The organism is Rhizobium sp. HT1-10 (assembly GCF_049472505.1).
GTDB lineage: Bacteria > Pseudomonadota > Alphaproteobacteria > Rhizobiales > Rhizobiaceae > Rhizobium.
In genome coordinates this window covers 209381-223242 of the sequence record NZ_JBCEBQ010000005.1, presented here as the reverse complement: position 1 = coordinate 223242, position 13862 = coordinate 209381, and the positions used below count along the sequence as shown (strand labels likewise).

12 protein-coding genes are annotated in these 13862 nt (G+C 63.0%); 2 read left to right on the top strand and 10 right to left on the bottom strand.

Features of this window, described 5'->3' with window-relative positions:
- Positions 1–17 precede the first annotated feature (17 nt).
- The 9 genes from ttcA to VH564_RS15395 form a co-directional block, all read right to left on the bottom strand.
- Complete coding sequence (gene ttcA, locus VH564_RS15435; protein ID WP_423340731.1) at positions 18–890, bottom strand: tRNA 2-thiocytidine(32) synthetase TtcA; 873 nt, start codon at positions 888–890, stop codon at positions 18–20.
- A 75-nt stretch (positions 891–965) separates the two neighbouring features.
- Entirely contained in the window at positions 966–1895 is a 930-nt protein-coding gene (locus tag VH564_RS15430; RefSeq protein ID WP_423340730.1) for a glutaminase, read from the bottom strand.
- A 67-nt stretch (positions 1896–1962) separates the two neighbouring features.
- Positions 1963–2580 (bottom strand): 30S ribosomal protein S4, encoded by a 618-nt coding sequence (gene rpsD / locus VH564_RS15425; RefSeq protein WP_423340729.1) that lies wholly within the window; start codon positions 2578–2580, stop codon positions 1963–1965.
- Positions 2581–2859: 279 nt separating this feature from the next.
- On the bottom strand, positions 2860–4377 hold the full coding sequence (locus tag VH564_RS15420) for a helicase HerA domain-containing protein (protein WP_423340728.1): 1518 nt from the start codon (positions 4375–4377) through the stop codon (positions 2860–2862).
- A 149-nt stretch (positions 4378–4526) separates the two neighbouring features.
- On the bottom strand, positions 4527–4814 hold the full coding sequence (locus tag VH564_RS15415; protein ID WP_423340727.1) for a HigA family addiction module antitoxin: 288 nt from the start codon (positions 4812–4814) through the stop codon (positions 4527–4529).
- A 57-nt stretch (positions 4815–4871) separates the two neighbouring features.
- On the bottom strand, positions 4872–5672 hold the full coding sequence (murI, locus tag VH564_RS15410) for a glutamate racemase (RefSeq protein WP_423340726.1): 801 nt from the start codon (positions 5670–5672) through the stop codon (positions 4872–4874).
- Positions 5653–6480: an RNA methyltransferase gene (locus tag VH564_RS15405; protein ID WP_423340725.1), complete on the bottom strand. Its 828-nt coding sequence runs from the start codon at positions 6478–6480 to the stop codon at positions 5653–5655. Before VH564_RS15405 ends, murI begins: the two co-directional genes overlap by 20 nt.
- 77 nt (positions 6481–6557) lie before the next feature.
- Complete coding sequence (locus tag VH564_RS15400) at positions 6558–8540, bottom strand: FUSC family protein (RefSeq protein WP_423340724.1); 1983 nt, start codon at positions 8538–8540, stop codon at positions 6558–6560.
- A 44-nt stretch (positions 8541–8584) separates the two neighbouring features.
- Entirely contained in the window at positions 8585–9121 is a 537-nt protein-coding gene (locus VH564_RS15395) for a hypothetical protein (RefSeq protein ID WP_423340723.1), read from the bottom strand.
- A 231-nt stretch (positions 9122–9352) separates the two neighbouring features.
- Between VH564_RS15395 and VH564_RS15390 the strand changes: the two genes are divergently transcribed.
- On the top strand, positions 9353–10564 hold the full coding sequence (locus tag VH564_RS15390) for an NADP-dependent isocitrate dehydrogenase (RefSeq protein WP_423340722.1): 1212 nt from the start codon (positions 9353–9355) through the stop codon (positions 10562–10564).
- A gap of 81 nt (positions 10565–10645) precedes the next feature.
- Positions 10646–11092, top strand: a complete 447-nt coding sequence (locus VH564_RS15385; protein WP_423340721.1) for a GNAT family N-acetyltransferase — start codon at positions 10646–10648, stop codon at positions 11090–11092.
- Positions 11093–11153: 61 nt separating this feature from the next.
- Here VH564_RS15385 and alaS read toward each other — a convergent pair whose 3' ends face one another.
- A complete protein-coding gene (gene alaS, locus VH564_RS15380; protein WP_423340720.1) occupies positions 11154–13814 on the bottom strand; it encodes an alanine--tRNA ligase in 2661 nt (886 codons plus the stop codon).
- Between the last annotated feature and the right edge of the window lie 48 nt (positions 13815–13862).

Sequence of the window (13862 nt, the reverse complement as noted above, 5' to 3'; positions counted from 1 at the left end):
GCGGCATAACCGCTATGTCACGACGATTTTGTGACAGCAAGGCTGGAAAAATCGAACAGCGCGGGGTCGAGGAGATGCGACGGGTTCACATGCGCGAGCGCCCGCAACATGGTGTCCTTGCGGCCCGGCATGCGTCGCTCGATATCGGTGAGCATGTCCTTCATCGCATTGCGCTGCAGCCCGTCCTGCGAGCCGCAGAGATCGCAGGGAATGATGGGGAACTGCATCGCAGCGGCGAACTTCGCCAGATCGTCCTCGGCCGCATAGGCAAGCGGCCGCAGCACCATCAGGTCGCCCTCGTCGTTGAGAAGCTTCGCCGGCATCGAGGCAAGCCGCCCGCCGTGGAAGAAGTTCATGAAGAAGGTCTCGAGGATGTCCTCGCGGTGATGGCCGAGCACGAGCGCCTCGCAGCCCTCCTCGCGGGCGATGCGATAGAGGTTGCCGCGGCGCAGCCTGGAACACAGCGAACAGTAGGTACCGCCGGCCGGCACCTTTTCCTTCACGATCGAATAGGTGTCGCGGTACTCGATCCGGTGCGCCACGCCGATCTTCGCCAGATACTCCGGCAGCACGTGCTTCGGAAAATTCGGCTGTCCCTGGTCGAGATTGCAGGCGATCAGCTCCACCGGCAGCAGGCCACGCCATTTCAGATCCATGAGGATCGACAGCAGGCCATAGGAATCCTTGCCGCCGGACAGGCCGACCAGCCAGCGCTTCTGGCCCTTAAGCATATCGAAGTCGTCAAAGGCCTGGCGCACCTGGCGCAACAGACGCTTGCGGAGTTTGTTGAACGACACCGAGCGTGGCGCGTCGGCAAACAGCGGGTGAGCGCCAACCGCATCCTCGATCTCGCCATCGAGTTCATCGACCACAGGCATCGCTATGTTCATCTCAATGTCCCATCCATGCCCGCATGCAAATCGTTGTCAGCCCCATAGCAGACCCGCCCTCAAATGGCACGCCTCTCAATCGCCAAACACCGACCAACCGGTGCGGGCGGCAAGCATTTCGAGCGCCACCGCCCCCAGCAGCGAGTTGCCGACCTTGTTCAGCCCCGGCGACCAGACGGCGATGGAGGCAACCCCCGGCGCAATGGCCAGGATGCCGCCGCCGACGCCGCTCTTGCCGGGCAGACCGACATGATAGGCAAAGTCGCCGGAGCCATCGTAATGGCCGCACATCAGCATCAGCGCATTGATGCGCCGCGCCCGCTTCGGGGAGACGACGGAATGGCCGGTGACCGGGTTGCTGCCGCGTGCGGCGAGATAGAGCCCCGCCTTCGACAACTGGCTGCAGCTCATGGCGAGCGCGCACTGGTGAAAATAGACGCCCAGCACATTTTCGACCGGGCTTTCGATATTGCGGTAGGCCCGCATGAAATTGGCGAGTGCGAAATTGCGAAACCCGGTCTGCACCTCCGAGCGCGCGACCCTATCATCGATAAGGATTGATTCGTCATCCGCGAGATAGCGCATGAAGCGCAGGAATTCGCCGATTGCCTCTTTCGGCTCGTGGCCGGACAGCACCACGTCGGTCACGGCGATGGCGCCGGCATTAATGAAAGGGTTGCGCGGGATGCCGGATTCCTGCTCGAGCTGGACGATCGAATTGAAGGCCGAGCCCGATGGCTCGCGGCCCACCCGCTTCCACAGTTGTTCGCCGATCTTGCCGAGCGCCAGCGTCAGCATGAAGACCTTGGAGATGCTCTGGATCGAAAACGCGACATCGGCATCCCCGGCGCGGTAGACGCGGCCATCGACCGTGGTGATGGCCATGCCGAGCTGCGCGGCATCGACCTTGGCAAGCTCTGGAATGTAATCGGCAACCTTGCCCTCGCCAAGCCTTGGCAAGAGGTCTGCATGAATGCTGTCGAGGATCGTCTGCACGTCGGTCATCGTTGCCTCCGAATAGAAAAAAGCCGCCCCAGAGGAGCGGCTTTCCAATAGCATGAGTCCGCGTCGATTAACGCGAGTAGAATTCGACGACCAGCTGCGGTTCCATGACAACGGCGTAAGGAACGTCGGTCAGGGTCGGAACGCGTGCGAAGGTCGCAACCATCTTGTTGTGGTCGACTTCGATGTAGTCAGGAACATCGCGCTCGGCGAGGCTGACGGCTTCGAGAACCGTTACCAGCTGCTTCGACTTCTGACGCACTTCGATGACATCGCCGGCCTTACAACGGTAGGAACCGATGTTGACGCGGATGCCGTTGACCGTGACGTGACCGTGGTTGACGAACTGACGGGCAGCAAAAACGGTCGGAACGAACTTGGCGCGATAGACGATCGCGTCGAGACGCGATTCCAGCAGGCCGATCAGGTTTTCCGAGGTATCGCCCTTGCGACGGTCGGCTTCAGCGAAGATGGCGCGGAACTGCTTTTCGCGCAGGTCGCCATAGTAGCCCTTGAGCTTCTGCTTGGCACGCAGCTGCACACCGAAATCCGAAAGCTTGCCCTTGCGGCGCTGACCGTGCTGGCCAGGACCGTATTCGCGACGGTTGACCGGCGACTTCGGGCGGCCCCAGATGTTCTCGCCCATACGGCGATCGATTTTATACTTGGATGATGCGCGCTTGCTCATCGTATTTCCTTATCAAGATGTTCGACCGGTTTGTTTCCAAACCAAATCAAGGAAACACGCCCTCCTCTGAACCCGGTTTTAAGGGTTCCGACAGGTTCCTCACATTCGCGAACGGAGGAGCCACGGGACATGTCAATTAAAACACCGGGCATTTCTGCCCGGCGTTGGGCGGTCTTTAGGCAGAAGTCATGGAATTGTCAACAAGGGATGACGCTGCAAGCGGCCTCTCCCTTCAAAAGCGTGGCAAGTCCGGCCTCCGACCTCAAAGGACCGCCGGAATCACTCGGCGGCCGTCTGGGATTCCACGACCTCGTCGGCCGCATTGGCATCGCCCGGCGCCGTCTGGCAATCGATATCGGGAAAGGCGACGACCCGCCTGCCGGAGAAATCGGTGTGGACGACGACGCTGCCCTGCTCCTCGAAATAGCTGAGCAGACGCCGGGCGCGCCGGGCCGAATGGGTGCCATAGGCACGCGCGATCCTGGCATCGGACGGGCAAGGCTCGCCGCAGATGGCGGCCTTCGCGAGCATCAGGAACACGCCCTGGAGGTCGTCGGTCACGCCCTTCGACAAGGTCATCGCCGTCGCCCAGTTTTCGGTCTCGGCCGTCACGGGATCGACCCCGGAGCGCGAGATCGCAACGCGGTGGCGGAAATCCGGCATCGACAGCGGCGGTCCGGGAATGCGGCGCATCCGCACCCGCACGAGGAATTCCTGATAGAGCACAGAATCGGTCCGGAAACCGGAGGCAGGATCGTCGAGGATTTCTGCCAGCACGGCGGCCAGCCGCTCCTGCCGCTCCTCGGGGCTGACCTCGGCCTGCTTTGGCCGGGCATCCTCGATCGGCGACATCGTCGGGGGGACGAAACGCGACAGTTCCGCCAGGATATCCGTGGTCGGACGCGGCGTCGGCGCCACGCGGCGGACGCTAGCGCGCTGGAATTCCTGCGGATCGGGCGTGAAGATCAGATCCTCGACATCCATCGGCGCATCCGGCAGCGGCATCAGCTTCGGGCTCGACGAGCGGGCGGAGGTTTCCACCGTGCCGATGGTGATCGGCAGCGGACGCCGCGACAGCGCCGGACCGAGGGCCACGAAATGGCCGCGCTGCAGGTCGCGGAACATTTCCGCCTGGCGCCGGTCCATGCCGAGAAGGTCGGCGGCACGCGCCATGTCGATATCGAGAAAGGTGCGGCCCATCAGGAAGTTCGAGGCTTCCGCCGCGACGTTCTTGGCAAGCTTCGCCAGCCGCTGCGTGGCGATCACGCCGGCAAGCCCTCGCTTGCGCCCACGGCACATCAGGTTGGTCATCGCGCCGAGCGACATTTTTCGCGCATCGTCCGAGACTTCGCCGGCGACAGCAGGCGCAAACATCTGCGCCTCGTCGACGACAACGAGCACTGGATACCAATATTCGCGGTCGGCATCGAACATGCCGTTGAGGAAGGCGGCGGCGGCCCGCATCTGCTGCTCGACATCGAGCCCCTCTAGCGTCAGCACGCAGGAGACGCGATGCTGCCGGATACGGGTGGCGATACCTGTCAGCTCCGCCTCGCTGCGTTCGCCATCGACAATCACATGGCCGAACTTGTCGGCCAGCGTGACGAAATCACCCTCGGGATCGATGATACACTGCTGCACCCACTGTGCGGACTGCTCCAGCAGGCGGCGCAGCAGATGCGACTTGCCGGAGCCGGAATTGCCCTGCACCAGCAGACGCGTCGCCAACAGCTCCTCGATATCGAGCTGGGCGCTGGTCCCGCCGGACGCCGTCCCCATGTCGATGCCGACCTGCAATGCACTACCTCGTTCAGTCTAGACTCAGGAAATGTGAAGCTGCCATTGTCCCGCAACGGCGCGCCTCCGTCTATCAGAGAATTCCCGGACGTTCGCCGCCGCGTTTAGGAAACCCACAAGGGATTTTATGGATGGATGCGGAGCGCGCCCTACGCAGCTTTATCATTCAAGGGCCTGACATCCGGATGATCACGCTTCAGGGCTTGAGCGAGGTCGTAGTTCGACTGCAGACCCAGCCAGAACCGGGCCGTACTGACGCCTGCCATTTCCAATCTGATCGCCAGATCCGGACTTATGGCTGCCCTACCGTTCAGAACGCGCGACAACGATACGCGTGAAATTTTCAAACGCTCGGCAGCCTCCGTGATCAGAAGCCCCAGCGGCACAACCACATCCTGTCGCAGCAATTCTCCGGGATGAGGAGGAGATTTCATCATCTCAGCCACCTCCAGTCATAGTCGAATTTGAATATCGTTACGCGATAACCTCGCAAACTACGCCCTCAGCCCAAACCCCTGCATCAGCCGCCGTGTCGCAAAATCGGGGTTGCCCGAGGTGAACACCGCGAAATCGTCCGCCTCCGGGTGGACGGCATCGGCGAGGACAGGCACGAGGCTGCGGGCGCGGCGGGCGATCGCCTCGGCGGGGTCGAGCCAGTCGACTGGCCAGGGTGCCAGCCGGCGGAAGAGGTTAGCCATGAACGGATAGTGGGTGCAGGCGAGCACGACGATGTCGGTCTTGCGGCCGTCCTTTTCGACGAAACATTGGCCGATCTCCTGCAGCACGGCTTCGTCGGAGACCGGTTCGCCCCGGATATAGGCTTCCGCCATCCGCGCCAGGTTTTCCGAGCCGACGAGGCGGACATGGCATTGTCCGGCGAAGGACTGGATCAGGTCGCGGGTATAGGCACGCTTGACGGTTCCGGGCGTCGCCAGCACCGAGACGAGTCCGGAGCGGGTCCGCTCGGCTGCCGGCTTGATGGCCGGCACCGTGCCGACGAAGGTCATGTCGGGAAAGGCGGCGCGCAGATCGGCGCCGACGAGCGTGAAGGCGGTGTTGCAGGCAATGATGCAGATTTCGGGATCGTGTTCTGCCAGCAGCCGGGCGAAGAGCGAGATGATGCGGTCTTTCAGCGGCTGCTCTTCCCAGCCGCCATAGGGAAAGCCGGCATCGTCGGCGACATAGACGAAGCCGCGCTCCGGCATCAGCACCCGCGCCTCGCGCAGCACGGTCAGGCCGCCGATGCCGGAATCGAAGACCAGGATCGGCTTGGGCTCAGTCGTCGGCGCTGTCATCGACGGGTTTTTCCTTGACGGCATTGCGCGGTTCGGCGCGGGAGACGTTGCGCGGAAAGCGATCCAGCGACGAGATCACGCCACGCATGACGCTGATCTCCTGCTCGGTGAACCCCTGCCGCGAAAACACAGCCCGGAGATTGTCGACCATCTTCGGCTTTTTTTCGATCGGATGGAAATAATTCCGCGCGCTCAAGGCCTCCTCGACATGGTCGAACAGCCCCTGCAGCTGTGACTTCGTCGACGGCCGCTGCGGATTGGCGGCAAAGGAGGTGACGCTCAGATCCTCCATGCCCGACTTCATCCATTCATAGGACATCAGCAGCACCGCCTGGGCGATGTTGAGCGATGCAAAGGCGGGATTGACCGGGAAGGTGACGATCTCGTCGGCCAGCGCCACCTCCTCGTTGCTGAGGCCCCAGCGCTCGCGCCCGAACAGGATGCCGCAGCGCTCGCCGGCGACGAAGCGTCCACGCAGCGTCTCGGCCGCCACGACAGGCGAGCGGACAGGCTTGTAGCCATAGCGCTCGCGGGCCGTGGTGGCATAGAGGAAGTGGAGGTCGGCGATGGCTTCTTCGAGGGTCGGGAAAACGCGCGTCGCCTCGATGACATGGCTGGCGTTGGAAGCCGCCGCCGTCGCCTTCTCGTTCGGCCAGCCATCGCGCGGATTGACCAGACGCAGTTCGGCAAGACCGAAATTCGCCATGGCGCGCGCCACCATGCCGATATTCTCGCCCATCTGCGGCTCGACCAGAATTATAACCGGCCCTTCGGCCAGAAGCGGCTTCTCGCTGTTTGTTCCAGACATGACTATCCTCGGTTCGCCGCAACGGCGAATTTATCGCCGGAAATACCTGCGCAGGCCCGCAACGGCAAGCCCCAGACTCAGGGATAAAGCCGATCCAGCATCGCTCCGACCATCTCGATGCCCAGCCGCGTCCCGCCCCGCGACAACGGCAGGTGGCGCCCGGCAGACCGCGATGCCTTGCGAGCGACGAAGAAGCAGCCCGAGCCCTTGGCCGCAACCACCTTTAGTCGTTCCAGGTTCTCGGCGACGTTGAGGGCGATCTCGCCATCCGGATCGTCTCGGGAAAAGGCGACATTGCGGGCAAAGATGCGTGCCCAGTAGGTGCAGGCCATGAAGATCGCCAGCGTCTGGCGGATATGGCCCGGCTTGCGCACCAGGTTCCAGGAGGACCCCAGAGGCTTTGCCGCCGTGGTCACATCGCGGTAGGCGGCATCGAGGCTTTGCGAGAGCCGGATCATTTCCAGTCCGGGGCCGCTGCCGGCGGCAGCATCGAGCAAGGCCTGCAGCGCGTCGAACCATTTGCCCAACGCCACGTCGAGGGCGCCCCGCGTTTTGGCCGGAAAGACCAGGAAGGCAACCAGCGCGCCGATGGTCGCCCCGATGATCGTCTCGCCGATCCGAAGCTTGAGCACCTCCAGCGTCAGGGCTCCGGTCATGCCGTAGACCAGACAAAGCACGATCGAGATGAAGAAGGTCATGGTCCCGTAGGACACCTGGATGAAATAGAAGCCGAGGAAGATCGCCACCACCGACAGGCTGATGGCGACAGCCGTATGACCGGCCACAAGCACGGCCAGGGCCATTCCGACCGCGATTCCGAGCACCGTCCCCATCGAGCGCTGCACGGCCTTGACCACGGTATCGCCGCGCGAGTTGGTGTTGGTGAACACCAGAAAGGCGGTCAGTACCGCCCAGAACCAACGCTCCCGCGACAACAGCAGCCCGAAGACCATGGCAATGCCGGTGGCAAGCGTGATCTGCAGCGCCGACCGCATGGCCGGGTCATCCAGCGAAAGCTTCGGCCACTTGATCTTGGTTCGGGCGGCCCCTGCGCCCTCGACATCGCTGAAGCCGGTTGTGCGCCCCTCCGCCAGTGTCGCCCCGAGCGCGTCGCGCGCATCGCGCAGCCAGATCATCGCGCGGATGGTCTCGACGCTGCGGTTGTTCGCCTTGGTCTCGAAGCCCGCCGTTTCCCGTGCGAGCAGCGCATCGTCGTGCGCGATAACGGCGTGCACCAGCGCGAAGCTCGGCGGGGCGTTCTGGCTGAGCACGATCATGCTTTCGGCCGCCAGATGCACTTCGAACAGCCGCATGGCGATTTCGGCTGCCGGCGTGTCGCTGGATTCGGCATCGTCCGAGGGCTTCGGAATGAAGCTCTCGGCCATCAGCACCACTTCTTTCAACCTTTCCTCAGCCTGCAGAAGCGCACGATGCTCGCGCTCGGAAAGCTCTCCATCGCGGACGCAGACCGCGAGCTCGACCAGCATCTGGTTGACGCGCCCCATGACGCTCTCCAGCGCCCGCAGCAGGTCCTTTCGCCAGTTGTCCGGCAGCAGGAAGATGCGGACGCCATGGGCGACCAGCACCGAGACGACGGAGCCCAGCGCCACCAGCGGCATCTCTCCCAGCTGCGGCCGGAAATAGGCGCCCATGAAATAGGACATGAAGGCAAACATCCCGACGGCGTTCCAGCGCACGCCGAGCGCCCTCACCCAGCTCGCCGCAAAGATGATCGCCAGGAAGGCAAAATCGCTGAAGTAGCGCTGATCGGCCAGCACTGCGGCAAGGCTCACCGCCAGAACGCTGGCGAGACAGCCGATCAGCCGGGTCACCAGCTGCTCCGACGGCCGCTTGTCGCGCACCGTGAAGCCACCCTGTATCGACAACAGGATGCCGAGGGCATAGGCGACCTCGGGCAGCGGCACGATCGCTACATGGATCGCGAAAAGGATGATGAAGGACAGCGCAATGGTCAGCGTCACGCGCGAGGCCTGGCGCAGCCGCGAAAAGGCGGGGTCGTTTGCCGCCAACCAATCGCGACACTGATGGGCGAAGTGCATCCAAATCCTTCGGCGTTGGTCGCTGGCATCAGCGACAGGCATGGCTACTGCTGCTTGACGATATCCTGCATGGCGGCCTTCAGCGAGTTGGGCTTGCCGGCGTCATCGGTGGTGAGGATGTCGTCAACCACGGGTTTGCCTGCTTCCGTCACCACTTCAAACCGCACCTCGGTAAAGGCCTGCGACGCCGCGTCTGTTCCCATGCAGCGCGCCTTCTGGAAACGCACCAGCACCTCGGTCCTGCCACCCGCGGCCGGCGCCGGGGCAATGGTCAGGTTTTCGAGCGGACAGGCATCCTGGCCGCCGACGATGACGTCGTAGTCGAACGGCGAAATGCCATCCTCCGTCGCTGGATAGTTCTGGGCCGTCTGATAGCCGCGGATGAACTCGGCACTGAACAGTTTGCGCAGGTGGGCGGCGTCGAAGAGATCCTGCCAATCGCTGTCGCCACCGGCCCAGTTGGCCACTGTCGCGTCCATGATCACCTTGACCGGAGCGACCGCCGGCTCGGCCGCGGAGGCGGGCAGCGCCTGGACGGATAGAAGGGCAAAAAACAGAAGGGTGGGCGTGTTTCGGTTCATGGCAATGTCCGTCAACAATCAAAAAAATACCGCTGAAAACTTGGCCTCATTCGGCTGCTCGCGCCCGTATCCGGCTGGAGCAGCGCGTCCCCGACAGCGCGGAATGGAACTGCAAAAACGCCGATTCCGCCACCTTCTTGTCTTTGCCTCGGCGTCTCTCGGTGCTATAGCGCTCGAGACTTCAGTCCAACACACCGGGCCGCCCGGCCACCAGCAGAACGAGGCAGATATATGGAAAAGATCAAGGTTGCAAACCCCGTCGTCGATCTCGACGGCGACGAGATGACCCGCATCATCTGGCAGTTGATCAAGGACAAACTGATCCTCCCCTACCTCGACCTCGACATCCAGTATTACGATCTCTCGGTCGAAAATCGCGACGCCACCAACGACCAGGTGACAATCGATGCGGCGCACGCCATCAAGAAATACGGCGTCGGCATCAAGTGCGCGACCATCACCCCGGACGAAGATCGCGTCAAGGAATTCAACCTCAAGCAGATGTGGAAGTCGCCGAACGGCACCATCCGCAACATCCTCGGCGGCGTGATCTTCCGCGAGCCGATCATCTGCGAAAACGTGCCGCGCCTCGTCCCCGGCTGGACCAAGCCGATCGTCGTCGGCCGCCACGCCTTCGGTGACCAGTACAAGGCAACGGACTTCAAGTTCCCCGGCAAGGGCAAGCTGTCGATCAAGTTCGTCGGCGAAGACGGCGCCGTCATCGAAAAGGAAGTCTACGACGCCCCCGGCGCCGGCGTGGCTCTGGCCATGTACAACCTCGACGAATCGATCCGCGACTTCGCCCGTGCTTCGCTCAACTACGGCCTGATGCGCAAGTGGCCGGTCTACCTGTCGACCAAGAACACCATCCTGAAGGCCTATGACGGTCGCTTCAAGGACATCTTCCAGGAAATCTTCGACACCGAATTCAAGACGCAGTTCGACGCCCTGAAGATCACCTATGAACACCGCCTGATCGACGACATGGTCGCCTCGGCGCTCAAGTGGTCCGGCGGTTATGTCTGGGCCTGCAAGAACTACGACGGCGACGTCCAGTCCGACATCGTTGCCCAAGGCTTCGGCTCGCTCGGCCTGATGACCTCGGTGCTGCTGTCGCCCGACGGCCAGACCGTCGAAGCGGAAGCCGCCCACGGCACCGTGACGCGCCACTACCGTCAGCACCAGAAGGGCCAGGAAACCTCGACGAACTCGATCGCCTCGATCTTCGCCTGGACCCGTGGTCTTGCGCACCGCGCCAAGCTCGACGACAACGCGGCACTCGCCAAGTTCGCCTCGACGCTGGAAACCGTTTGCGTCGACACCGTCGAAAGCGGCTTCATGACCAAGGACCTGGCGCTGCTCATCGGCCCGGATCAGCCTTGGCTGTCGACCACCGCCTTTCTCGATATGGTCGACGAAAATCTTCAGAAAGCAATGGCATAAGCCATCTTCTTAATGTGATAAAATAACGGCGGGGCATTCCCCGCCGTTTTCATGTCAGCCTCTCGTGCGAGACCTCATCCGATGACAGCCCTTATTCGCCCGCTGATGCCCGACGACCGCTCCGCCTGGGAATGGCTCTGGGCCGGCTACCAGGATTTCTATGGCATCGTCGTTCCAAGAGAGACGACGGAACTCACATGGAACCGGTTTGGCGACGAGCGGGAGCCAATGCATGTGCTGGGTGCCTTCGACCCGGAAAGTCGGCTGGTCGGCATTGTCCACGTCGTCTTCCATCGCTCGACGGCGTTGCCGGACTGGAGCTGCTACCTGCAGGACCTCTTTGTCGATCAGAGCTGCCGCGGCCGCGGCTACGGTGCTGCCCTGATCGAGGCCGTTGCCGATCTCGCGCGCGCCAACAGGGCCGGCCGGCTTTACTGGATGACCGACGAACACAACCTCACGGCCCGCCGCCTCTACGACCAGGTCGCCGCGCGATCGGGCTTCATCCAGTACCGCAAGAGCCTCTGAACGCAAAACGGCGGAAGCCTGCGCTCCCGCCGCTGAAGAACTCGCGTCCAATCTGCTTCGATCAGCCTGCGAGCGCCGCCGCAACGGCCTCGATCGCCTCATCGGCCTTGCCACCGTCGGGACCACCGGCTTGGGCCATGTCCGGCCTGCCGCCGCCGCCCTTGCCGCCGAGCGCCACCGAAGCGACACGGACCATATCAACGGCGCTGAAGCGACCGACGAGATCGGCTGTCACGGCGACCACCGCGCTGGCCTTGCCATCTTCGGACACACCGATCAGCGCCACGACGCCCGACCCGAGGCTCGTCTTGCCCTCATCGGCCATGCTTTTCAGATCCTTCGGATCGATGCCGGTGATTATTCGACCGAGGAACTTGACCCCGCCGATATCGCGCACAGCCTCGCCACCGTCGCCCTGCCCGCCGCCCATGGCGAGTTTGCGCTTGGCGTCGGCGAGCTCGCGCTCCAGCTTGCGGCGCTCGTCGACAAGCGCTTCGACGCGCGAAACGACCTCGGTCGGCTGGACCTTCAGGGCCGTCGCCAGCGCCTTGACGCGGTCATCCTGCTCGGCAAGGTAATCGCGCGCCGATACACCCGTCACGGCCTCGATGCGGCGGACGCCAGCGCCGACGGCACTTTCCGAGAGCACGCGGATCAGGCCGATCTGGCCGGTGGCCGAGACATGGGTGCCGCCGCAAAGTTCGATCGAATAGGGCTTGGCAGCTTTCGCTCCGCGCACGCCCGTCCCCATCGAGACGACGCGCACCTCGTCGCCGTATTTCTCGCCGAACAGCGCCATGGCGCCCTCGGCAATCGCATCGTCGACGCTCATCAGGCGCGTCGAAACCGGTGCATTCTGCAGCACGATCTCGTTCGCCATTTCCTCGACCACCTTCAGCTCCTCGGCCGACATCGGCTTCGGATGCGAGATGTCGAAACGCAGGCGCTCGGGCGCGACCAGCGAGCCCTTCTGGGCGACATGGGTGCCGAGCACTTCGCGCAGCGCTTCGTGCAGGAGATGGGTCGCCGAATGGTTGGCGCGCAGGCGGCCGCGACGGTCGTGATCGACCGTCAGCACGACGGGATCGCCGACCTTGATCGAGCCGCTGACCACGGTCGCAACATGCGCAAAAAGGCCGTCGCCCTTCTTCTGGGTGTCGGAGACGGTAAGCTTGCCCGCGTCGCCGGAGATGACGCCGGTGTCGCCCATCTGCCCGCCCGACTCGGCGTAGAATGGCGTCTGGTTGACGACGATCTGCACGCTGTCGCCTTCCGATGCCTGATCGAGCGAAACGCCATCCCTGACGATCGCCTGGATCACGCCTTCGGCCGTCTCGGTGTCGTAGCCGAGGAATTCGGTGGCGCCGTTCTTGTCCTTGAGCTCGAACCAGACGGTCTCGGTGGCCTTGTCGCCGGAGCCGGCCCAATGGGAGCGCGCCTCGGCCTTCTGCCGCGCCATCGCGTCGGTAAAGCAGCTGATGTCGACGCCGATGCCGCGTTCGCGCAGCGCATCCTGGGTCAGATCCAGCGGGAAGCCATAGGTGTCGTAGAGCTTGAAGGCCGTCTCGCCGTCCAGCATGTCGCCCTTTGCCATGGTCGCCGTTGCGTCCGACAGCAGGGAGAGGCCGCGGTCGAGGGTCTTGTGGAAGCGGTTTTCCTCGAGCTTCAGGGTCTCGGAGATCAGCGATTCCGCCCGCACGAGTTCGGGATAGGCGCGGCCCATTTCCTGGACCAGCGTCGGCAGCAGCTTGTACATCAAGGGATCGCGGGCGCCGAGGAGCTGGGCGTGGCGCATGGCGCGGCGCATGATACGGCGCAGCACATAGCCGCGGCCTTCGTTCGACGGCAGCACACCATCGGCGATCAGGAAGGCGGAGGAGCGCAGGTGGTCGGCAATGACCCGGTGGCTGGCGCGGTGATCGCCTGTTGCCATCACGCCAGTTGCTTCTTCCGAGGCCTCAATCAACGCCCGGAACAGGTCGATGTCGTAATTGTCGTGCTTGCCCTGCAGCAGGGCGGCTACGCGCTCGAGGCCCATGCCGGTGTCGATCGATGGACGCGGCAGATCGACGCGCTCATCCTTCGTCACCTGCTCGAACTGCATGAAGACGAGGTTCCAGATCTCGATGAAACGGTCACCATCCTCGTCGGGCGAACCGGGAGGGCCGCCCCAGATATGATCGCCATGGTCATAGAAGATTTCGGAACAGGGGCCGCACGGGCCGGTATCGCCCATCGCCCAGAAATTGTCGCTGGTCGGGATGCGGATGATGCGGTCGTCGGACAGGCCGGCGATCTTCTTCCAGAGATTAAAGGCATCGTCGTCGGTGTGGTAGACCGTCACCAGCAAACGCTTGGCGTCGATGTCGAATTCCTTGGTGATCAGGTTCCAGGCAAGCGTGATCGCCTGCTCCTTGAAATAGTCGCCGAAGGAGAAATTGCCGAGCATTTCGAAGAAGGTGTGATGGCGCGCCGTATAGCCGACATTGTCCAGATCGTTGTGCTTGCCGCCGGCACGCACGCATTTCTGGGCGGACGCCGCCGTCGAATAGGGTCTGTTCTCAAGGCCGGTGAAGACGTTCTTGAACTGCACCATGCCGGCATTGGTGAACATCAATGTCGGGTCGTTGCGCGGCACAAGCGGGCTCGACGGAACGATCTCATGTCCGTTCGTCTTGAAGTAGTCGAGGAAGGTCGACCGTATTTCATTCACGCCGCTCATGCTATGCCCTTATCGCTGCCCCAGGCAGTCTTCTCACAAAATCCATTG